Origin of the sequence: Mucilaginibacter sp. (assembly GCF_039921305.1) — a bacterium.
In the GTDB taxonomy this organism is placed as follows: Bacteria; Bacteroidota; Bacteroidia; order Sphingobacteriales; family Sphingobacteriaceae; genus Mucilaginibacter.
Map to the genome: position 1 here is coordinate 103,751 of NZ_JBDSCA010000043.1, position 21,171 is coordinate 124,921.

The following is a 21,171-nucleotide window of genomic DNA, read 5'->3' on the forward strand; positions in this document are numbered from 1 at the left end:
TAGTTTAGGGTGGTAAAATGGGTATATTAATGTGTGGATTGGGTTCTTTGTTGAATATTTGTTATGTAATATTGGGGCGTTGCCTTCGGCCGGGCTATACGCTCATACTGCACGGGCCTTAGCCACGGGCCGGTATCCGCTTCTATCCCTAACGCGGAATTGGGTTTAATAATATATTTTGTTTTTTCTGTAACGGGGTGTAACCTGTCTGAAAACCATGTAGTCATAGCTTACAAATACAACGGAATTAATTAGAAAACATAACATTAAAAACAATATCATGGATACTGGAAACTTAGGAATACTGTGCGCAATTATACTTGGACTAGGCTTTTTTGCTTTAGTGTTTAGCATATTTTACTTATACAAACGCGAAACCATGGCGATGATAGAGCGCGGTATGGACCCACGTTTGGGCAGGCCGGCTAAAAGTCCTTTTAGATATTTGAAATGGGCTTTACTTTTAATTGGCTCCGGCTTTGGCTTGTTTTTAGCCAATGTTTTAGATCAAACCTTATTATCCGGCCTAAACAAGGGAGATAACCCGGCCACTTATTTTTCGCTCATTATGCTATTTGGCGGATTGGGCTTGTTTGTATCTTATTTAATAGAAAAAAAGAATACGATAGATTAAGGAAGATTAGTTGCGAGTTGCCTGTTGTGAGTTGAGTGTTAGGCATTGTGAATTTAATTACTGACAACCCGCAACAGGAAACTCCCGCAACTAAACCTTCGGTATAATCGCCACCGTTAACCTGCTGATGCAGGTCATTTTGCCGCGGTCGTCGTAAATTTTGATATCCCACACGTGAATTTTACCGCCAATGTTAATGGGAGTGCAAATACCTGTTACCAAACCCGATTGTACCGGGCGCAGGTGATTAGCATTCACATCCAAACCAACAGCCATATATTTATCCGGATCAATAATTAGCCATGATGCTACGCTGCCAAGGGTTTCGGCCAATACTACAGAGGCGCCGCCGTGCAAAATACCCACGGGTTGATGGGTGCGCTCATCTACCGGCATGGTGGCTTTAATATAATCATCCCCAATTTCGGTAAACTCAATCCCCAATAAGGCACCAATGTGATTCTTTGGACGATCGTTTATCGTTTTTACATCGGCTTCGCCGAACCATAATCTTTTCATAAGCCGTAGCGTTCTTTAAAAATTTGGATATGGTGTAATTCGTGACCGGCTATGATATAGAGCAGGGCGTTTACGGTTACCCGGTTGCCGCTGGCTAAACCAAAGCGTTGCTTCTCTTCGGCGTTAAGGCTTTTGAAGAAATACATATTGGCCTCTCGCGTTAAGCGGAACTCTTCTATCAGATCGGCCAGTTCAAAATTGTTGTGGCGGGAGTTGGCTACATAATCATCCTGATCAAAGCCGGGTAACGCGGTATTATCGTTACGGGCAAAACGCAGGGCACGGTAGGCCATTACACGTTCGGTATCCGTCATGTGTCCTATGCATTGCTTAACCGTCCACTTGCCATCGGCGTAAGCGTACTGAGCCTTATCTGCCGGAATGCTTTTCAAAAACTCGTAGGTGCTTTGCTGCTGACTTTGCAGGATATCTACAATATTGCCATCGCCAACTTTACCTATATAAATTTGGTGATAGGGAACGTAATCTCCCGGTTGTGGTTTAGCCATTGGTTCGGTTATTTAAAATGATGCGGAATGTGGTGCCTTTACCCAGTTCGGAATCTTTAACGTAAATGCGCCCATCGTGGTAACTCTCTACCATACGCTTGGTTAGCGATAGGCCCAGGCCCCAGCCACGTTTACGGGTTGTATAACCCGGTTGGAACACGGTTAAAAACTTTGATTTAGGGATACCCTTGCCCGTGTCTGTCACATCAATAGCAATTTGTTTTTTGGCTGTTAATGATATTTCGAGCGTGATATTGCCTGTGTTATCAATGGCGTTGATGGCGTTCTTCATTAAGTTTTCGAGCACCCAATCAAACAGCGGCACGTTAATACCTGCCTTTAAGCTTTGATCGCCTTTTACCTCAAAACTTATTTTATTGCTTACGCGAACCTTAAAATAATTGACATATTCGGTGATCACATCGTAAACAAAATGGACATCGAGTATGGGCTTGGAACCTATTTTAGAGAACCTATCGGCAACTATTTCCAGTCGCTTTACATCGTTTTCCATTTCGGCGATAAGCGGATCATCCTCGGCACTAAACTTATCTTTCATTAATTCTATCCAAGCCATGAGCGATGATATGGGCGTCCCTAACTGGTGAGCCGTTTCTTTAGCCAAACCTACCCAAACCTGGTTCTGTTCGGATTTCCGGGAGGAGTTGAAGGCCGTATAGGCCACAAGCAAAAATATAGCGATAACGGTTAGCTGAATGTAGGGGAACACCTTTAACTGCGTTAAAAGGGCCGAATCCTGATAATAAACGAGCCAATATTCGTTACTGAAGATATTGATCTTGATGGGTTCGTGCTGGCTCTTCATGTATTCCAACTGGGCACGAAAGTAAGTTGGATCAAACTTCTTTTTCTTTTTACCGGCCTGATTTACGGGATCCTGAAGGTAAGTGCGGTTGGTATCTAAACCGCGAACGAATTTGATATCGCCAATCTCATCAACCACAATGGCGGGCACTACCAGGCTATCGCGCACATCGGTCACAAATTTGATAAAGTCGTTATCGTCCGAATAAAATTGCTGACGGATACTCATGGCCCAAACTTCGGCACGGGTACGCTCGCTGCGGGCAATGCCACGCACCAAAAAACTGGTATACAATAACGAGCCGCTTGCTATAACTACGGCAAAGGCCAATAGCAGGTATTTCCAGCGGCGTTTGTTTTCGTATGGGTTTATCTTCATCGGATACCCAAATTAAGTGAAATTATTTTGGATGTTGGATTCCAGATTTGGTATTTATTTGATTTACAGGTGGTCAATTTTTGATTTCAGATTGCTTTTCTAACGTAAAAACAGGGCAAATGTTTCTTTAAGGTAATGATTCAAAAATCCGAAATCGAAAATCCCACATCCGGAATCAAAAATATTACCTTTGCGGCATGTCAAATTCAAAAGTCCGTGTGCGTTTTGCGCCCAGCCCAACCGGTGGTTTACACCTTGGTGGCGTGCGTACCGTATTGTTCAATTACCTGTTTGCCAAAAAGCATGGCGGCGATTTTGTTTTACGTATTGAGGATACCGACCAGAACCGCTACGTTGATGGCGCCGAAAAATATATTTTAGACTGTTTAAAATGGTGCGGCTTAACGCCGGATGAAAGCCCCGAAGTTGGCGGCCATTATGCGCCTTACCGCCAAAGCGAGCGCAAAGCCATTTACCGCGAATATGCCGAGCGCCTGGTTGCGCAGGGCCATGCTTATTATGCTTTTGATACTACGGAAGAGCTGGAGCAAAAGCGTAAAGAGATACCCAACTTTCAGTACGGGCAGGTTTACCGTGATGGTTTAAATAACTCTTTGGCGTTAACTACAGGTGAGGTTGAACATTTGTTGGATAAAGGCGTTCCGCATGTGATCCGCATTAAAATGCCGACTGATGAGAGTGTGCATTTTAATGATATGATACGCGGCCACGTAAGCTTTGAAACCAATTTGGTTGATGATAAGGTTTTGCTGAAAGCCGATGGTATGCCGACCTACCATTTAGCTGTTGTAGTTGACGATTATTTGATGAAAATAACCCACGCCTTTAGGGGCGAGGAATGGTTGCCAAGCGCACCTATACATTTGCTATTGTGGCGTTATTTAGGCTGGGAAGCCAATATGCCGGAATGGGCGCATTTGCCTTTGATATTAAAGCCTGACGGGCATGGTAAACTAAGCAAGCGCGATGGCGCGCGTTTAGGTTTCCCGGTATATGCCATGAACTGGCTTGACCCGAAGACGCAGGAATTAACGCCAGGTTTCCGTGAGTTAGGGTTTTTGCCTGAAGCGTTTTTGAACCTGTTGGCGATGCTGGGCTGGAATGACGGTACCGACAAAGAAATATTCACTTTGGATGAACTGATTGACAGTTTTTCGATTGAGCGGGTGAGTAAAGCTGGTGCTAAGTTTGATTTTGAAAAAGCCAAATGGTATAACGCCGAGTGGATTAAAAAGCTGCAAGCTACAAGCCTTGAGCCACAAGTTAAGCATGAGTTGGAGATACGTGGGGTTGAGGTTACTGATGATGCTTATTTGGTTAAAGTTATTGAGGCAGTTAAAGACCGCTGCGTTTTGCTGGCTGATTTTAGGCAGCAGGCAGGGTACTTTTTTGAGATCCCTGCGGAATATGACCTGCCATCGGTTCAGCCGAAATGGACTGATGCCAAGACTGATTTTTTTAACGAACTGATTTTGAAACTAAGCAGCGCCGAAGTTTGGGAACCTGTGCAATTGGAAGTAATTTTTAAATACCTGGTTGAAGAAAAGGGTTTAAAAATTGGTGATGTGATGCTGCCTTTCCGCATTATGCTGGTGGGTGGCAAGTTTGGCCCGCATGTGTTTGATATTGCTGCTTTATTGGGTAAAGAGGAGACGGTTGAGAGGATTGGGGTTGCTTTGGAGGTGTTTACTGCTTAATCGGTTGTCATTTTGACGATAGGAAAAATCTTTTTCATGAGATAGGTCTGCACTTTACTTATCGCTTATATGTTCTTTGTCTTGACACAAAGAACCAAAAGTCAAGTCAGCAAAAAGGCTTCTTTGCACACAGGCCATGCCGCACAAGCGGGCAGAACTCACGGGCTGCCCAGCTTTTACCCCGTAATGCGCACAAGGCCTTGGCTTCTGTAAAATCTGAAAGGCCCTTCCTGCCGCACAGGCTTACACGTTCTGCCCGCTTTTGGCCGAAGCTCCCTTTGCTGACGGGAGAAGAACAATATCTTCGTTTTAAATTAGATTGGTTTGCAGGGTGATCACATGCTTTTGCGTTCGCTGTAAGTAAATTATATTTTTGACTATTTATTTGTCAAACAATCACCAATTCTTCTGGTTAATATTTTGGATTTAAACGGGATATTATGAAATGGTTTGGCGGACGCGAGAGTGATAATGTTGAGGATGGTAACGGGAGCGGCGGCGGTGGCCGCGGGTTGATATTTGGTGGTGGGGGTATTTTGGGGGTGATAGGGCTTTTGTTTTATTTGTTCACCGGGAACGATCCGCAGCAGATCGGGATCGGTCAGCGGGGTGGTGATGGTTATGAGCAGCAAACCAGCAGCTCTACCGGGCCAAAAAGTATGCAAACCCGTTTTGTGCGGGTGGTGCTGGCTGGTACCGAGGATGTTTGGGATAGCCTCTTTCGTGCTGAGGGGCGAACTTATGTAAAGCCTAAATTGTTTTTATATAGCGAGGGTGTTGAGGCGGGTTGTGGGTATGCCAGTTCGGCAACCGGTCCGTTTTATTGCCCGGCTGATAGTAAGGTGTATTTGGATACGGCCTTTTTTAGTGAAATGCAGCAACGTTTTCACGCCCCGGGTTTAGCGGCCGAAGCTTATGTGATAGCGCACGAGATTGGTCACCATGTACAAAACCTGTTAGGGGTTTCGGCTAAGATGGATAACGCCCGTAGCCAGATGAGCCGTACGGAATACAATAAACTATCGGTCAAACTGGAATTGCAGGCCGATTTTTATGCCGGGGTTTGGGCGCATTATGAGCAAACCAAAGGCAAAGGTATTGTGATTGAACGCAGCGATATTGACTCGATACTCATCGCCGCCCATGCCATTGGCGACGACCGCCTGCAAAAACAGGCCACGGGCCATGTTTCGCCGGATAGTTTTACGCATGGAACCTCGGCCCAGCGGGCTTACTGGTTTAAGAAGGGCTTTGATACGGGAGATTTAAAGGAAGGGGATACGTTTGGGAGTTCGGAGTTGTAAATATTCGCTGATTTTTCCGTATCTTTATGGGAGTGGGTTTCGCTGATCTCGATGTTGAAACCACCTTTTTATAGTTCTTTTAAATACCCATATTTACCCATGTGCTGCAATGTGGAAGAGGCCAGAGGCCTTGAAATAGTAGTCACGAGCGGGACGCACGCGCCAGCGTTGGGATTGGTTTATTTTTCTTTAAATACCTACTTTATCCCCCTTGAGAGAATCAAGAGACAAGAGTCAGGAATCAAGACATGGGAAAAAACCTACTTTATCCCCCCTGTTTCTGATGTAGACATTGACCTTGGGATTCCGAAATAAATTAGGAATGACGGGTTGGAAGAAAAAACACCCCCTTATTCCCCCTTGAACTGCCGGTGAATGCATTGATTTTGTTACTTTGATTATTGCGGTTATTTTGTACTTTCACCTTTTCACACTTAGATATTGCGCTTTGAAAAACACCCATAAATATATACCCCTGTCTGCCGACAGGCAGGCATATTTTGTTATTGGAGTTATTATGCTGCTGATGGCGGCTTGTTCGCCTAAGGGGCGGTACGCGGTTACTAACAAATATTATAAGCATCAGGCAGATTCGTTTGCTAAGGTTGTTCAGTTACAGCAGCCGGCTATGCTGAAGGATAGCAGCGGTATGGAAGTACCGTCGGACTGGGTGGGTACGGTGAATTTTGGCATCCGCAAGCCTAATTATGTGATCATTCATTTTACAGCTCAGGATTCGCTGGGGCAAACGCTTCGTACTTTTACCGTGAAACACACGGGTACCAGCGCGCATTACGTAGTAGCTAAAAGCGGCAAGGTAGTACACATGGTGAATGACTACTTTAGAGCCAACCATGCCGGTATAGGCAAATGGGGCAGTGTTACCGATATGAACAGTTGCTCGATAGGGATAGAGATTGACAACAACGGCGATGAGCCTTATACTGACGCGCAGGTGAACAGCCTGATTGCTTTATTGAGCCGCTTAAAGAGTGCTTACGGGATACCTACAGCCAACTTTATTGGGCACGAGGATTTTGCACCGAGGCGGAAACCAGACCCAGGCCCCTATTTTCCGTGGAAGAAAATGGCCGCTCATGGCTTTAGTTACTGGAGCGATGATGTGCTGGAAGTAGCACCCGATAATTTTGATTATGTTACCGCCTTGCGGTTGATTGGTTATGATGTTAGCGATTTAAATAGCGCTATTGTGGCGTTTAAGCGGCATTTTGTGCAGACTGACGTAAAAGGGAAAATGACGCAATTGGATTTGAATATTCTGTATAATGTTTATCAGAAGTATTGATTGTATGGTGATGATCTTGCATAGTTTCCGCTCATAGCCGCGGAGGCTTAGTTACTTTTTTCTTGATAAAAAAGTAACCAAAAAATCAAGCCAACAGGATGCTTCTTTACGCACAGGCCATTGCCCTGCAAAGCGCGCAGAACCTGGGCTATCCAGCCCTCCAACCTCATAAGCCCACCATTGTTCTGCTCACTTTCATCCGAAGCTGCCTGCTGGCGGGGCGGCAACAGATATTCGGTCTATTTACGGCAGTAGTTTACATCATGCCAATCTTTTCCGTGCATTTGCTTCGCAATGACGAGTGGTGATTACTGTTTGTGGAGATTTGCTTTATATCGGGTTTCCGGGTTGTTTCATGAATTTTACCTGGAACATTTTGTCCCACTTTTTGCCTGTGATGAAGAGGCGCTTGCCGAATGAATCCCAGGCTATACCGTTGAGCACGTTGTTGTCCGGATCGGAACCGAAACTGGCCGGGCGGGATGATAGCGGGTAAAGGTTCTTTAGGTCGACGGTTTGTAGTACGGCGCCGGTTTTAGGGTCTATCACTACAATGGTATCGGTGGTGTATATGTTGGCGTATATTTTACCGTCGATGTATTCCAGTTCGTTGAGTTGGTTTATCGGGCCTTTATCATCGTACACATCAATAAAGCCTTTGGGTTGGTAGTTGTCTTTATTAAGCATAAAGATGCGGTTGGTGCTATCGTCGTTATAAACGGTTGTGCCATCAAAGCACATGCCCCAACCTTCTTTTCCCCAGTTGTAGTTAAAAGTACCCAGCTGTTTAAAGGTGGTTTTATCGTAAATGAAGCCTACTTTTTCTTGCCAGGTTAACTGGATGATTTTGTTGCCTATTACGGCGATACCTTCACCAAAGTACATAGAATCCAGCTTTACTGATTGCAGTATCTTACCATTGGCCACATCGGTTTTTAACAAGTGCGATTTGCCTTTTTCGCCAGTACTTTCGTACAGGTAGCCATCTACATATTGCAGGCCTTCGGTGTACGATGTAGTATCGTGCGGATAGGTTTTCTCAACCACATAGGTTAAAACTTCGGGAGCTTTGGCAGCCAGCAATAGCACATTGGTTGATACTTCCTGCGATTGGCCCCCGCTAAACACTTTGGCGGTAATAAGCTTGAAGCCGAGTTTAAGCGAGTCGGTTTTGAGTTTGGCGGTCAGAGTATCCTTACGGGATGTGATGCGAATGGAATCTATCAGGTACTGGATAGAATCTGCTTTGATAGACGATGGTACGCTTACCTTAATAGCGATATCCTGGCCCTGATTGTAACGGGTGCCGGCATCGGGGCTAATACTTAGGTTGGCTGTTTCTGTATTATGACAGGCCGCAAATGCTGTGGCAACGATCGTGATAAGCGCTATAATTCTGTACTTCATTATTCTGTTTTAAATAGATGGTGATGGCCAAAAGGCATCCTCAATGTGCTTTAACGTATGGCCGCCGCTTTTGTTGAACAGGATGGATACAATATCAAACCTGGCTTCGCCCTGGTGGTTCATCAGGTAAATATATTCATCTGCGGCTTTAGCTAATAATTTTTGTTTGCGATTGTCCACAAAATCTTCGGGTTGGCCAAAGTAGTTACCGCTGCGGGCCTTTACTTCTATAAAGATGATGGTTTTGTTATGATAGGCGATGATGTCGATCTCGGCTTTGCCATGGCACCAGTTCTCGTCCATGATCTCGTATCCCGCGGCTTCCAGATGTACTTTGGCTAATTGTTCGCCCTCGCGGCCAAGATCATTATGCAAGGCCATTATTTGGTAATTACGATGCCTAAATAATCGGTGATGCTTTTCTCCACCTTTTTCATGTGGACGAATTGGCTCAATAATATCTCCTCGTCTTCGGGGCTTTTGGTATCCTTAAGCTGGTTGCGCAGGTCGGCCAGTATTTTGCCTACCTTTTGCTTTTTTAGGTGGAAGATGGCGCCGAGAATGGTTGACTTCATGTCCTTTTCTTCATTATTGGTTGATATCTGGTGCATATCGTACCAATTATGGCTTAACACATATTGCGACATAAGGAAGGTAATGGCCAGATCGGTGATCTGCTTGTCGGTATGGTTAATATAGAAGGTTTCTTCGGGCAGGTTGCCTTTTTCTATCTCCTTATGGTACACATCCGCAAAGTGCTTGTATAACGGAGTTTCAAATTCCACATCGTTTAACTCGGCGATGATGAAAGGGCCAATGTACGTATTAGCGATACCATCCCAGTTGATGATGCGGCTGCCATAGGTTACCAGCAGGCGGATGATCTCTTTCTCTTGGGTTTCGCCACTTTGCTTTACTACCGGTGCGGCAACGGGTTCATCAAGGAACAGATCTTCGGGCGGTTGGTCGTTATCAAACTGTTGCTGCTGCTTTTGGTTTTGCTTGTATTGTTGCTGGCCATCCTTTTTGTATTTGGCCTGGCGCATTTTGTTGAGCTCGGTATTGAGCGAGCGCTCCTCTATCTGCAGCAGCATACTGCATTCGCGGATGAATACGGCGGCCTTAATAGTATCGGGTATTTTGGCTATGCTCTCCACGATTTCGCGGATCACCTCAGCACGCTTGAGCGGATCGTTACCCGCTTCGGCCAGCAGGATATTGGTTTTGTAAAGGATAAAATCCTTTTTGTTTTGCTCAATATGGTTTTTGAACCCGGTGCTGCCCAACTGGCGAACATATGAATCGGGATCTTCCCCAGGCGGAAAGGACACCACCTTTACGTTAAGGCCCTCTTCCAATATCATATCCAATCCCCGTAAGGATGCTTTGATACCGGCGGGATCACCATCGTATAAAATGGTGATGTTTTTGGTGAGGCGGCCTATTAGTTTGATCTGCTCAACAGTAAGTGATGTACCCGATGATGCCACGACGTTTTCGATACCTGCCTGGGCAACGGATATTACATCGGCATAACCTTCAACCAGGTAACAATTATCCTCATCTCGGATAGCTTTTTTGGCGAAGTTTAGTCCATAAAGCACGTTGGATTTATGGTAAATTTCCGATTCGGGAGAGTTTACATATTTGGGTACGTTCTTGTCTTTTTTGAGCGTTCTTCCACCGAAAGCGATCACCCTTCCGGTGAAGTTATGGATAGGGAACATTACACGGCCACGGTACCTATCATATAGCGTACCGTTATCCCGTTTAACGGATAAGCCGGTTTCTTCTAAAAACTCTTGCTGGTAACCCTCTTTTATAGCTTGCGAAGTAAATGCTTCCCATTGATCGGGCGAGTAGCCTAACTCAAACTTCCGGATGGTGGCATCGGTAAAACCACGCTCTCTGTAATAACTTAAGGCTATGCTTTTGCCATCGTCGGTATCCCATAAACTCTCCTGGAAAAACTTGGAGGCGTATCCGGTAACGATCAGTAAGCTTTCGCGACGATTGTCCTGCTCCGCATCCTCGGGGGTATTGTTGATCTCTTCAACCTCGATACCGTATTTTTTGGCGAGCCATTTTAGCGCTTCGGGATAGCTGAACTTTTCGTGCTCCATTAAAAAGGTCACGGCAGAGCCGCCAATACCTGTCGAGAAATCTTTGAAAATGCCCTTTGCGGGTGATACCGTGAACGATGGTGTACGCTCATTAGCGAATGGCGATAAGCCGATGTAGTTAGCGCCTCGCTTTTTCAGGGCCACAAACTCGCCTATCACCTCCACAATGTCGGTGGCCTCCATTATTTTGTCGACGGTAGCTTTTGTGATCATATAGCAACAGCGAAAATACGATTTTAAACGGCACCGGAATTAAATCATTCGGGCTCTTCTGCCTTTTTTAAACGGCGACGAGTTATAATGCTGTATCTGATGGCTATTCCGCAACAGATAAAGCCTGCCACCAATATGCCGATGTTCACAAAACGATGTACATGATGCTCTAAAAACCAGTTACAGGCAAACAAGGCAAATGCTAAACCCATAAAGCAATACTCGTAATAATAGTACTTGGAAGCTATGCGCCAACGCTGCAAGTGTTCGTTTTCGGGATCAAGACGGAGCAAAAACTCAAAATCCTGTAAAGCCGATTTAAACACATAGCTGTTGTACTTGGCAATAGCCCGCTGATAAATAATACCATTGTAGGGGCTGTCCATAGCATGCTCAATGCATAAACGGGTGGCATTACTGTTAATAATGGCTACTATTTTTTCCGACTCGGTAACAGCCTTTTTGTATTGCCTATTTTGAACCAGCGCGGTAATGTACCTGGCAGTTATCATTTCGTACTTATAAAGGTACTCCCCGTCAAATACGTCCACCGCGTCAAAGTTGTACGAGTTGCCCTCGTAAAACCGGATGCAGTAATCCGGATCGTCTATAAAGTTATCCTCGTAAGCGTTAAAAATGGACTCCAATAAGGGGTGATACATTGCCTTGTTGTTTAACAGGAATAAATTTAGCTAATTAATCTCCGCTTAACAAACGTAAAAGCAATGCCAATTAATACAATTATTCCGCCTAAAATTTCGGTGATGTGGATTTTTTCGCCAAGCATTAGCCAAGCCAGTAAAGCGGTTATCACGGCTTGCGATAGCAGGGTTAGCGATACTTGTGTAGGATCGAGATGATGAATAGCATAATTGATGGTTATCCAGCCCAATAACTGGCAAATCAACCCCAGTATGACGAGGTTGCTCCAGGTTTGGATGGAGAAGCCCGTCATTACATCATCACTAAAAAAGCATACCGTTCCTAAAAACAATGCCGCCGATAACATGCTGTAAAACATAAAGGTGAGGGTATCTATGCGGGTCAATACATCTTTAGTGATCAGGATGTAGAAGGCGTATAAAAAGCTTGATGCTACGGCGTAAAGTACACCTTCCGTCAATTGCAGGTGCAATATGTTTTGTATCCCGACAAGGATAACCATGCCGCAAATGGCAATTAGCGTGCCTAACCAAAAGCTGATTCCGGGTTGTTTTTTGAAGATGAGCAGGGTAAGCAAGCCCACCCAAAGCGGTGCCAGGTTAGCGATAAGGGTAGAAATAGTTGCGGTTGATTTGAGGATGGAAATATTCCAAACAGCAATATCTAACCCGAACACCAAACCACCAACAATAGCGATGATGAGGCTCTTGCTGCCAATACGCAGATCCTTTTTCCAAAAGCAATAAGGGGCTAAAAATATCCAGGCGAAAGCTAAACGGTAAAACGCAACAGGTAGTGCCGCCAATGGTACCAGTTTGACAAATATGGGTGAAAACGAGATACAAATAATGCCGATAGCAAGGCTCAACTTAGGATTCATAAGATAGAATTGGCGTTGCAAACTTATGAATGTTAATTTGGCTGCCAAGTATGTCGCATTAAATGCCAATCAAATTGACCGCAATACCTAAATAATTGTAATTTTGCGCTTCAATACAATTTATAGAAATAATGAGTCATCGTATTAAAATTAAGGCACTATTAACCGGCGAATTAACCGGTACAGAAGTAACTGTGAAGGGATGGGTACGCGCGTTCCGCCAGAATCGTTTTATCGCTTTAAATGATGGTTCAACAAATAATAACATCCAGATCGTTGTTGATTTTGAGAATACTGATCCTGCTTTGCTAAAGCGCATTACCTTTGGCGCGGCTATTAGTGTGATTGGCGAGATGGTACCCTCTTTAGGATCGGGCCAAAAGGTTGAGGTGAATGCTACAACCATTGAGATACTGGGCGATTGCGATCCGGAAGAATTTCCTTTACAGCCTAAAAAGCAAACACTGGAGTTTTTGAGGGAGAAAGCACACCTGCGCTTCCGCACCAGTACTTTTGGTTCAATATTCCGTTTGCGTAATACGCTGGCTTTCGCCGTGCACAAGTTTTTTAATGAGAAAGGTTTTGTTTATCTGCACACGCCCATCATCACCGCATCGGATGCGGAAGGCGCGGGCGAGATGTTCCGCGTAACTACCTTCGACGCACAAAAGCCGCCGTTAAACGATGCCGGCGAAGTTGACTACAAGCAGGACTTTTTTGGCAAGGCCACTAACCTAACAGTATCCGGCCAGTTAGAGGGTGAGCTTGGCGCGATGGCCTTAAGCGATATCTACACTTTCGGACCAACATTCCGTGCCGAAAACTCGAATACCACCCGCCACTTAGCCGAATTCTGGATGATAGAACCCGAAATGGCGTTCTATGACCTGAACGATAATATGGACCTGGCCGAAGAGATGCTAAAGTATTTAATAGCCTACGCTTTGGAACACAACCGTGAGGATATTGAGTTTTTAACCCAACGTTTGTTAGACGAAGAAAAGCAAAAGCCACAAGCCGAGCGCTCTGAAATGACTTTGTTAGATAAGCTGCAGTTTTGTTTAGATAACGATTTCCAGCGCCTTACCTACACCGAGGCTATAGAAATCTTAAAAGATTCAAACCATAACAAGAAGAAGAAATTTCAATACCTGATTGAAGGTTGGGGTGCCGACTTACAAAGCGAACATGAACGTTATTTGGTTGAAAAACACTTTAAGAAACCGGTAATACTCACCGATTATCCTAAAGATATCAAATCCTTCTACATGCGTTTAAACGAGGATGATAAAACCGTACGAGCTATGGACATCCTGTTCCCCGGCATTGGCGAGATCATAGGCGGCTCACAACGTGAAGAACGTTACGACAAGCTTACCCAACGCATGGACGAAATGGGCGTACCTAAAGATGAGCTATGGTGGTATTTAGACACCCGCCGCTTTGGAGCATGCGAGCATGCCGGTTTCGGTTTAGGCTTTGAGCGTTTGGTGTTATTCGTTACCGGAATGGGTAACATCCGCGATGTGATCCCTTTCCCAAGAGCGCCGAAGACTGCGGAGTTTTAATTGCTGGGATCGCACTGATTATAAAATTGATTACACTGATATTAATGAGCGCCAAAAGCGCTCATTTTTTTGATCTAAACTGAAATTTTAAAACCAACTTCCTTTTTTATGCTTTAGTAATGAGATGATTACATGGTTTACGTTTTGATTTTCCGATCTAAAAAATGTAGCTTTGTTTATACCCAAATTTCTAAAAATGAAAAACACCTTAAACTGGATTTTATTTGCACTTGTGGCACTTATGACATTTGGCGCATGCACCAAAAAACAGAGACAGAAGTAGCAACTACGGTTCTGATTACTGTTGCAGACGGACGCACGGGATCTGCTGCTGCCACCGCTACTGTTAACCTCTATACAGACATGGCCGGGGTAAACAACAATACACCTAAATACACCCAAACTACCGATCAAAACAACCAGGTTAATATCACTGTCGACTACTTAAGCCAATATTATGTGGTAGTTATAAAAGGAACAGCTAAAAATTATTACAGCGGATTTAAACCTATTGGTATCTTCCAGTCGCAGACAGATATCAATAGTAGCCCGATACAAAGTCCGGCGGGTACCGTAGGTGGAGTAAAATATCAGGACACTAATGGTGACGGTATAATAAACAATAACGACAAAGTAGATGCTCCGGTTATTACGCTGCAGCAAAACACTAAAAACACACAAACGGTGACTGTCTATTAGGAGGGCTTACTTCTCCTTCTTATAATCCTTATGCACTATCAAAAAGCTGGCGCGTTCTTCTTTGTGGAAGGGGATATCCCAGTTACCCTGGTAGGTTATTTTGATGGGAAGCAATTCGCCATCAAACTTGTTGCATTCAATGTTCATTTGCACATCAAAATCAACCAAAAAGTTTTTAAACTTCATATCAATATAGCGTCCCAAAATTTCAAAGGTCCGGGTATCAAAAATGGTGGTCACTTCTTTGATCATTACATCATCATCCTGAATACTCGTTTTAGGTATGATCTTGAAGCGATAAACCGGAATAGTATCCAAATACTTACCGCGAGCGAATTGATAGGTGTAAAATTGTTTAAGATCAGGGCCGAATATCTCCGTCTTACTACTAATGAATGGTATACCAGTCACCTTGCGTCCGGGTGTGAATATTAAAGTTTTAAGCTTGGCCTTATACCCCTCGTTCTTGCCACCGCCTACCGGAGCATCCGATTTTACAAAATCGGAGTTATAGGCATTCATAAAAATGTAATCGAACATTTCTACCGTGTAGAGTTCGTATTTGCCATTCTTTTTTAAGATGGCCCCACTGTCATTTTTAGCAAGATACTCCATTTTATGGGCACCCATATTATTACTGTGGTGTATTTTGCGATAGATCTTACCGTTAACCTTATTCTTTTTATCGTAGGTATAAACCCGGTTCTCCGCATTAAAAGCAAACCGTTTCATATTCCGAAAGGCCTGGTAAAAGCTGGTATCTGCTAACATTGCATCAATAAAATCCTGGGCGTTTAACCTGTGCGATTTGATGTTCACCAAATTACTATCGATCATGATAGACCGGATCGTATCCGGGTTAAAACGCTTGATCTGTTGAGCAAAGGCTGTTGTGCCAATGCAAAGGAGAATTATGATGGTGAGGAGTTTTTTCATAGATCAATGTTAACTACAAGCTTACAACACATTATCCCTTAAAAAAATGACGCGGGTTACTAATTACCCAACTCTTTTAATGCCAAATATGCCATTAAGCCTGTACTTACTTCTAAGGCCTTTTCTTCCACATCAAAAGTTGGGGTGTGTACCGACGAGATGATACCCCGCTCTTCGTTACGGGTACCCAAACGGTAAAAGCACGAATCAGCAACCTGGGTATAATAGGCAAAATCTTCAGCAGCCATCCAGATATCCAGGTCAAGCACATTCTCTTTACCTAAATAATCCTCGGCGTGGCTACGGGTTGCGGCAGTTAGTCTGGGCTCATTGATCAGAAAAGGATAACCGTGCATAATATTGAAATCACAGCTACCACCCATGCTTTCGGCAATACCTTCGGCCATTTTCTTCATCTTTTTGTGGGCCTCTTTGCGCCAAACCTCGTCCATAGTGCGGAAGGTTCCTTCCAGATACACCTCGTTTGGTATAACGTTAGTTGCACCGTTGGCAATTACTTTACCGAATGATAGTACCGATGGAATGCTTGGCTGGGCCATACGGCTTACCACCTGTTGCAGGGCCACTAATATATGAGCGGTAATAATTACCGGGTCAACGTTTTGCTGTGGCTGTGCGCCGTGCCCCCCTTTACCTTTCACGGTAACATATATCTCGTCAGTTGATGCCATGTACTTTCCCGAACGGAAACCTACTTTGCCCGCATCTATTAAAGGCATTACGTGCTGACCCAATACCGCTTGTGGTTTAGGGTTTTCCAATACGCCTTCTTTGATCATGAGGCTTGCGCCACCAGGCAATTTTTCTTCGGCTGGCTGGAAAATGAACTTCACAGTTCCGCCGAAATCATTTTTAAGTTCGGTTAATATTTTAGCTGTACCCAAAAGTGATGAGGTATGCACATCATGTCCGCAGGCATGCATAACGCCTACATTGGTTGATTTATATGGAACATCATTAGCTTCGGTGATAGGCAAAGCATCCATATCAGCACGAAGCGCTACTACTTTATCAGATGGTTTGCTGCCTTTTATCAGGGCAACCAAACCTGTATTAGCCATCTTCTCGTAAGGGATACCCAAGGCATCTAATTGCTGGGATACAAAGGCCTGGGTATTATGCTCGTTGAACGATAACTCCGGGTTAGCATGCAAATGGCGGCGGTTGCCCACAACATCGTTAAAAATGCTTTTGGATAACTCTTGAATCTTTTCTTTAATCATTTTTAGATAGATTGATTTTTTCGGAGATGATGAATACACTCACAAATTGTGGGCGTATCTGTTCCATGAGTTTAGAGGCTTCCAACCGGGTACGGAAATCGCCTGCACGAACCTTAAAGTTTGGCTCGTTGTAAATAACATAGGTTTTCATTTCCGGATAAAGTCCGTTAAATTTTGATTGGGCATTATAGGCCTCGTTGCGGTTTGAACCGCTGAATATTTGAACACGGTAACCCTGCGTAGATGTAGGAGAATATACTCCCGGCACAGTGTTAGGTGTTTTGCTTAACGCGATGCGCAAGGCGATCAGCGAATCTATCCGCGAATCTTTTATCACGGTTACTTTGCCCCTGGTTTGCCCCGATGCCGCAACGGATAAGAGCATAAAAAAAGCAACACCACATCCTAAAGCTTTTAAACTTAATAAGGATATGGTATTGCTTTTTTGCATGTTTTCTTATTGAAGCGTCATTGCGAGGAACGAAGCAATCTCTTCAGGACAAGCAAACATGCATTGCCACTCTGACTATTAAGATTGCTACGATCTCGTAAGAACGTGTTTATTATATTTTAAGCCAGACCTACGCCATGGCAGTTTTTGAATTTTTTACCACTACCGCAAGGGCAAGGGTCATTACGGCCAACCTTTGCTTCAACACGTACCGGCATTTGCTTTTGCAATTCGCGGGTATCATCAAACATATCCGGCACACCGTTAGTTTCGTGAACCAGTTCTGCTTTGGTTGTACGCATATTGCGCATATCAGTTTTAGGTTGAGGGCGCGCTTCTTGTACATCCTCTTCCTGCTGCATCGGGATACCGCCACGGAACAAGAAAGTAACGATCTCTTTATTCACATTAGCCAGCATCGCGCGGAACAATTCAAACGCCTCAAACTTGTAAACCAATAAAGGGTCCTTTTGTTCGTACACAGCATTCTGAACGGATTGCTTTAACTCATCCATCTCACGCAAATGCTCTTTCCATGCGTCGTCAATATAAGTGAGCGTAACGTTTTTCTCAAACGATTTAAATACCTCTAACCCATGATTTTCAATAGCCTTCTTCAACGGAACAGCAACCTGTAATCCATGAATGCCATCAGTAAACGGAACAACGATGTTCTCGATCTCTTTGCGATTATCGTAAACATCTTTCAACACCGGGTAAGCCTGGTTGGCTATCGCTTCCGATTTACGTTTGTAAAACTCGGTTACGGTTTGGAAAGTTAAATCGGTTAGGCTCGCTACAGACATGGCTGCAAAATCGTCCTCACTAACTTCAACATCTACAGAGAACAAACGGATCACTTCCAGCTTAAAGCCATCGTAATTGTTTTCGCCTTTATATTCGCCAACAACATCTTCGGTAACATCAAAAATGGTATTGCTCAAATCAACATCTAAACGATCTCCAAATAAAGCGTTTTTACGCTTGGTGTAAATCACGGTACGCTGTGAATTCATCACATCATCATACTCCAATAAGCGTTTACGAATACCAAAGTTATTTTCTTCAACCTTCTTCTGCGCACGCTCAATAGAGTTAGTGATCATTGAGTGCTGGATAACTTCGCCTTCTTCAATACCCATCTTCACCATAAGGCCAGAGATCCGGTCCGATCCGAATAAACGCATCAGATTATCCTCTAACGATACAAAGAACTGTGAAGAACCCGGATCGCCCTGACGACCGGCACGGCCACGTAACTGCCTGTCCACACGACGGGATTCATGGCGCTCGGTACCCACAATGGCTAAACCTCCAACTTCCTTAACACCTTCGCCCAATTTAATATCCGTACCACGGCCAGCCATATTAGTCGCTATCGTAACCGTTCCATTTTTACCGGCTTCGGCAACAATATCAGCCTCCTTTTGGTGCATCTTGGCATTCAACACATTATGTTTAATACCACGAAGTTTAAGCATGCGGCTCAACAATTCAGATATCTCTACAGATGTTGTACCCACCAAAACCGGGCGGCCAACACGTGACTCTAATTGGCCAGTTGCTGGGTTTGGAGCAGGTATTAACATACCCTTACCATCCAACTGAGGAATAACTTTACCGGCACTATCAAACTTAGGAACGGGCTTGCCATCTTTAATTTTGTTATTGCCTTCTTTATCCTTTTCGTATTGTGGTTCGTAATGCGAGTATGGGAACACTAAGGTCTGTATCTCGGCAGCTACGGCATTGTATTTTTCGCGCACGGTACGGTAAACCAGATCCTGGTAATCGCTGCGGCTTGTTGGCGTGTTGGTTGGTATTTCAACCACATCCAGTTTGTATATTTCCCAAAACTCGCCGGCTTCGGTTACAGCGGTACCCGTCATACCGCAAAGCTTGTGGTACATACGGAAGTAGTTTTGCAGCGTAACGGTAGCAAAGGTTTGCGATGCATCTTCAACCTTAACATTCTCTTTAGCCTCAATAGCCTGGTGTAACCCATCAGAGTAACGGCGGCCATCCATTATACGGCCTGTTTGCTCATCTACAATTTTAACTTTGCCCTCGTCCAAAATGTATTCCACATCCTTTTCAAATAGGGTATAAGCTTTTAATAGTTGATTGATCGAGTGTATCCGTTCCGACTTGATCGAAAAATCACGCATCAACGCATCTTTCTTGGCAACTTTTTCTTCTATGCTTAAGCTCGATTTTTCAATATCAGCAACCTCGCTGCCAACATCAGGCATCACAAAAAAGTGTGGGTCTTCGCCAGAAGTAGTGATCAGTTCAATACCTTTTTCGCTCAGTTCAACCTGGTTGTTTTTCTCGTCGATAATGAAATACAACTCGGCGTCAACCTTAGGCATTTCTTTGGCCGAATCCTGCATGTAATAGTTCTCGGTTTTTTGCAGGATGGTTTTGTGATTGCCCTCGCTTAAAAACTTAATTAAGGTTTTATTTTTAGGTAGGGCACGGTGCGCACGCAATAGGGCTAAACCGCCGGTGTCGATATCTGTCTTGCCTTCGGCAATTAGCTTTTTGGCTTCGTTCAATACACCTAAAACATAATTCTTTTGGGTGTTTACCAAACGCTCAATACGTGGTTTTAAGTCGTAAAACTCGTGCTCATCACCGCGGGGTATCGGGCCAGATATGATCAAAGGTGTACGGGCATCATCAATTAAAACTGAATCGACCTCATCCACCATGGCAAAATGCAATTTGCGTTGTACCAACTCTTCGGGGCTGCGTGTCATATTGTCACGCAGGTAATCAAAACCGAACTCGTTATTGGTACCAAAAGTAATATCGGCCAGGTACGCGTTGCGGCGTTCTTCGGTATTAGGCTCGTGCTTGTCGATACAATCAACAGATAACCCGTGGAACTCATACAATGGCCCCATCCACTCGCTATCACGTTTAGCCAAATAATCATTCACAGTAACAATGTGAACACCTTGTCCGGCAACGGCATTTAAGTAGGCCGGCAGGGTTGCAACCAATGTTTTACCCTCACCAGTGGCCATTTCCGATATTTTACCCTGGTGCAATACCACACCACCCAGCAACTGCACATCGTAATGTACCATATTCCAGGTAACCTCGTTTCCGGCGGCCAACCAGCTATTATTGTGTGTAGCTTTATTACCGATGATGGTTACATTCTTCTTCTTTGTGGCCAGTTCACGGTCAAAATCAGAAGCGGTAACTTCAATGGTTTTGTTTTCGGTAAAGCGTTTGGCGGTTTCTTTCACCACGGCAAAAGCCTCCGGTAAAATCTCCATCAAAATAGACTCAAGCGTTTTATTACGGTCTTTCTCTAATTTATCGGCTTCGGTATATAATTCAACCTTGACACTAACATCCAGGGTCGGATCTTCCGCTTGCGTTTTTAATGATACCAGTTGAGCATCAATTTCGGCCAGGCCATTATTTATTCTTTCTTTAAAATCGAGGGTTTTGGCCCTTAACTCATCATTGCTTAGTGAGCCCAATTTGGCAAACTCAGCTTTAATTTTTTCAACTATAGGTTGTATTGCTTTGACATCTCTGTCACTCTTATTACCAAAAAGCTTACTGATAAATCCCAACATGGTTTATTATATTTTATAAAATGGCTTAAACAACAATTGCGCCACGGCAATTTAAAGGCCATAATGACAGGCGAAATTACGGTTTATTTGCCGGAAAGTTAAGTAATGAGCACGAATAAGTATGTTAACAGGTGTTAATTATGATAGGTAAGCTATGTGAAAGGTATCGGAGCTGGTTTTTTTGATAATCTTCT

18 protein-coding genes are annotated in these 21,171 nt (G+C 44.1%); 6 read left to right on the forward strand and 12 right to left on the reverse strand.

The genetic code is table 11. From position 1 onward, the window contains the following. Nucleotides 1-280: 280 nt before the first annotated feature. Nucleotides 281-634, forward strand: coding sequence for a DUF6249 domain-containing protein (locus ABIN91_RS12765; RefSeq protein ID WP_348051498.1), 354 nt, complete (start codon nt 281-283; stop codon nt 632-634). Between the two features lie 90 nt (nt 635-724). Here ABIN91_RS12765 and ABIN91_RS12770 read toward each other — a convergent pair whose 3' ends face one another. The 3 genes from ABIN91_RS12770 to ABIN91_RS12780 are packed head-to-tail and all read right to left on the reverse strand — an operon-like array spanning nt 725 to nt 2,860. After that, on the reverse strand, nt 725-1,153 hold the full coding sequence (locus ABIN91_RS12770; protein WP_348051499.1) for a hotdog fold thioesterase: 429 nt from the start codon (nt 1,151-1,153) through the stop codon (nt 725-727). Next, a complete protein-coding gene (locus tag ABIN91_RS12775; RefSeq protein ID WP_348051500.1) occupies nt 1,150-1,662 on the reverse strand; it encodes a DinB family protein in 513 nt (170 codons plus the stop codon). Before ABIN91_RS12775 ends, ABIN91_RS12770 begins: the two co-directional genes overlap by 4 nt. Then, nucleotides 1,655-2,860 carry a HAMP domain-containing sensor histidine kinase gene (locus ABIN91_RS12780; RefSeq protein WP_348051720.1) on the reverse strand — a complete coding sequence of 402 codons (1,206 nt, stop codon included), beginning with the start codon at nt 2,858-2,860 and terminating at the stop codon, nt 1,655-1,657. Before ABIN91_RS12780 ends, ABIN91_RS12775 begins: the two co-directional genes overlap by 8 nt. Before the next feature lie 203 nt (nt 2,861-3,063). On the opposite strand from ABIN91_RS12780, the gene gltX reads away from it, so the two are divergent. From gltX to ABIN91_RS12795, 3 genes are all read left to right on the forward strand, one after another. Further along, nucleotides 3,064-4,584 (forward strand): glutamate--tRNA ligase, encoded by a 1,521-nt coding sequence (gene gltX, locus ABIN91_RS12785; RefSeq protein ID WP_348051501.1) that lies wholly within the window; start codon nt 3,064-3,066, stop codon nt 4,582-4,584. A gap of 440 nt (nt 4,585-5,024) precedes the next feature. After that, complete coding sequence (locus tag ABIN91_RS12790; RefSeq protein ID WP_348051502.1) at nt 5,025-5,888, forward strand: neutral zinc metallopeptidase; 864 nt, start codon at nt 5,025-5,027, stop codon at nt 5,886-5,888. A 448-nt stretch (nt 5,889-6,336) separates the two neighbouring features. Further along, complete coding sequence (locus ABIN91_RS12795) at nt 6,337-7,194, forward strand: N-acetylmuramoyl-L-alanine amidase (protein ID WP_348051503.1); 858 nt, start codon at nt 6,337-6,339, stop codon at nt 7,192-7,194. Nucleotides 7,195-7,524: 330 nt separating this feature from the next. Here ABIN91_RS12795 and ABIN91_RS12800 read toward each other — a convergent pair whose 3' ends face one another. The 5 genes from ABIN91_RS12800 to ABIN91_RS12820 are packed head-to-tail and all read right to left on the reverse strand — an operon-like array spanning nt 7,525 to nt 12,480. Continuing rightward, nucleotides 7,525-8,601, reverse strand: a complete 1,077-nt coding sequence (locus ABIN91_RS12800; RefSeq protein WP_348051504.1) for a glutaminyl-peptide cyclotransferase — start codon at nt 8,599-8,601, stop codon at nt 7,525-7,527. A 9-nt stretch (nt 8,602-8,610) separates the two neighbouring features. Beyond that, nucleotides 8,611-8,982 carry a YraN family protein gene (locus ABIN91_RS12805; RefSeq protein WP_348051505.1) on the reverse strand — a complete coding sequence of 124 codons (372 nt, stop codon included), beginning with the start codon at nt 8,980-8,982 and terminating at the stop codon, nt 8,611-8,613. Continuing rightward, complete coding sequence (gene dnaG, locus ABIN91_RS12810) at nt 8,982-10,937, reverse strand: DNA primase (protein ID WP_348051506.1); 1,956 nt, start codon at nt 10,935-10,937, stop codon at nt 8,982-8,984. Before dnaG ends, ABIN91_RS12805 begins: the two co-directional genes overlap by 1 nt. Nucleotides 10,938-10,981: 44 nt before the next feature. Further along, nucleotides 10,982-11,599, reverse strand: coding sequence for a hypothetical protein (locus ABIN91_RS12815; RefSeq protein ID WP_348051507.1), 618 nt, complete (start codon nt 11,597-11,599; stop codon nt 10,982-10,984). A 26-nt stretch (nt 11,600-11,625) separates the two neighbouring features. Then, a complete protein-coding gene (locus ABIN91_RS12820) occupies nt 11,626-12,480 on the reverse strand; it encodes a DMT family transporter (protein ID WP_348051508.1) in 855 nt (284 codons plus the stop codon). Nucleotides 12,481-12,611: 131 nt separating this feature from the next. On the opposite strand from ABIN91_RS12820, the gene asnS reads away from it, so the two are divergent. Next, the gene (asnS, locus tag ABIN91_RS12825; RefSeq protein WP_348051509.1) at nt 12,612-14,048 is read left to right on the forward strand and encodes an asparagine--tRNA ligase; all 1,437 of its coding nucleotides are present in this window, start codon (nt 12,612-12,614) and stop codon (nt 14,046-14,048) included. 255 nt (nt 14,049-14,303) lie between these two features. Then, nucleotides 14,304-14,747: a hypothetical protein gene (locus tag ABIN91_RS12830; RefSeq protein ID WP_348051510.1), complete on the forward strand. Its 444-nt coding sequence runs from the start codon at nt 14,304-14,306 to the stop codon at nt 14,745-14,747. Between the two features lie 6 nt (nt 14,748-14,753). Here ABIN91_RS12830 and ABIN91_RS12835 read toward each other — a convergent pair whose 3' ends face one another. The 4 genes from ABIN91_RS12835 to ABIN91_RS12850 form a co-directional block, all read right to left on the reverse strand. Continuing rightward, nucleotides 14,754-15,683 carry a hypothetical protein gene (locus tag ABIN91_RS12835; protein ID WP_348051511.1) on the reverse strand — a complete coding sequence of 310 codons (930 nt, stop codon included), beginning with the start codon at nt 15,681-15,683 and terminating at the stop codon, nt 14,754-14,756. 59 nt (nt 15,684-15,742) lie between these two features. Further along, entirely contained in the window at nt 15,743-16,927 is a 1,185-nt protein-coding gene (locus tag ABIN91_RS12840; protein ID WP_348051512.1) for a M20 family metallopeptidase, read from the reverse strand. Further along, nucleotides 16,920-17,378 (reverse strand): SPOR domain-containing protein, encoded by a 459-nt coding sequence (locus ABIN91_RS12845; protein ID WP_348051513.1) that lies wholly within the window; start codon nt 17,376-17,378, stop codon nt 16,920-16,922. Before ABIN91_RS12845 ends, ABIN91_RS12840 begins: the two co-directional genes overlap by 8 nt. Nucleotides 17,379-17,497: 119 nt before the next feature. After that, entirely contained in the window at nt 17,498-20,977 is a 3,480-nt protein-coding gene (locus tag ABIN91_RS12850) for a preprotein translocase subunit SecA (protein ID WP_348051514.1), read from the reverse strand. Nucleotides 20,978-21,171 lie beyond the last annotated feature (194 nt).

Bases quoted from the DNA above. Each gene is read 5' to 3' on its own strand.
- ABIN91_RS12765 (WP_348051498.1), top strand. From the start codon at position 281: ATGGATACTGGAAACTTAGGAATACTGTGCGCAATTATACTTGGACTA.
- ABIN91_RS12770 (WP_348051499.1), bottom strand. From the start codon at position 1,153: ATGAAAAGATTATGGTTCGGCGAAGCCGATGTAAAAACGATAAACGAT.
- ABIN91_RS12775 (WP_348051500.1), bottom strand. From the start codon at position 1,662: ATGGCTAAACCACAACCGGGAGATTACGTTCCCTATCACCAAATTTAT.
- gltX (WP_348051501.1), top strand. From the start codon at position 3,064: ATGTCAAATTCAAAAGTCCGTGTGCGTTTTGCGCCCAGCCCAACCGGT.
- ABIN91_RS12790 (WP_348051502.1), top strand. From the start codon at position 5,025: ATGAAATGGTTTGGCGGACGCGAGAGTGATAATGTTGAGGATGGTAAC.
- ABIN91_RS12800 (WP_348051504.1), bottom strand. From the start codon at position 8,601: ATGAAGTACAGAATTATAGCGCTTATCACGATCGTTGCCACAGCATTT.
- ABIN91_RS12805 (WP_348051505.1), bottom strand. From the start codon at position 8,982: ATGGCCTTGCATAATGATCTTGGCCGCGAGGGCGAACAATTAGCCAAA.
- dnaG (WP_348051506.1), bottom strand. From the start codon at position 10,937: ATGATCACAAAAGCTACCGTCGACAAAATAATGGAGGCCACCGACATT.
- ABIN91_RS12815 (WP_348051507.1), bottom strand. From the start codon at position 11,599: ATGTATCACCCCTTATTGGAGTCCATTTTTAACGCTTACGAGGATAAC.
- ABIN91_RS12820 (WP_348051508.1), bottom strand. From the start codon at position 12,480: ATGAATCCTAAGTTGAGCCTTGCTATCGGCATTATTTGTATCTCGTTT.
- asnS (WP_348051509.1), top strand. From the start codon at position 12,612: ATGAGTCATCGTATTAAAATTAAGGCACTATTAACCGGCGAATTAACC.
- ABIN91_RS12830 (WP_348051510.1), top strand. From the start codon at position 14,304: ATGCACCAAAAAACAGAGACAGAAGTAGCAACTACGGTTCTGATTACT.
- ABIN91_RS12835 (WP_348051511.1), bottom strand. From the start codon at position 15,683: ATGAAAAAACTCCTCACCATCATAATTCTCCTTTGCATTGGCACAACA.
- ABIN91_RS12840 (WP_348051512.1), bottom strand. From the start codon at position 16,927: ATGATTAAAGAAAAGATTCAAGAGTTATCCAAAAGCATTTTTAACGAT.
- ABIN91_RS12845 (WP_348051513.1), bottom strand. From the start codon at position 17,378: ATGCAAAAAAGCAATACCATATCCTTATTAAGTTTAAAAGCTTTAGGA.
- ABIN91_RS12850 (WP_348051514.1), bottom strand. From the start codon at position 20,977: ATGTTGGGATTTATCAGTAAGCTTTTTGGTAATAAGAGTGACAGAGAT.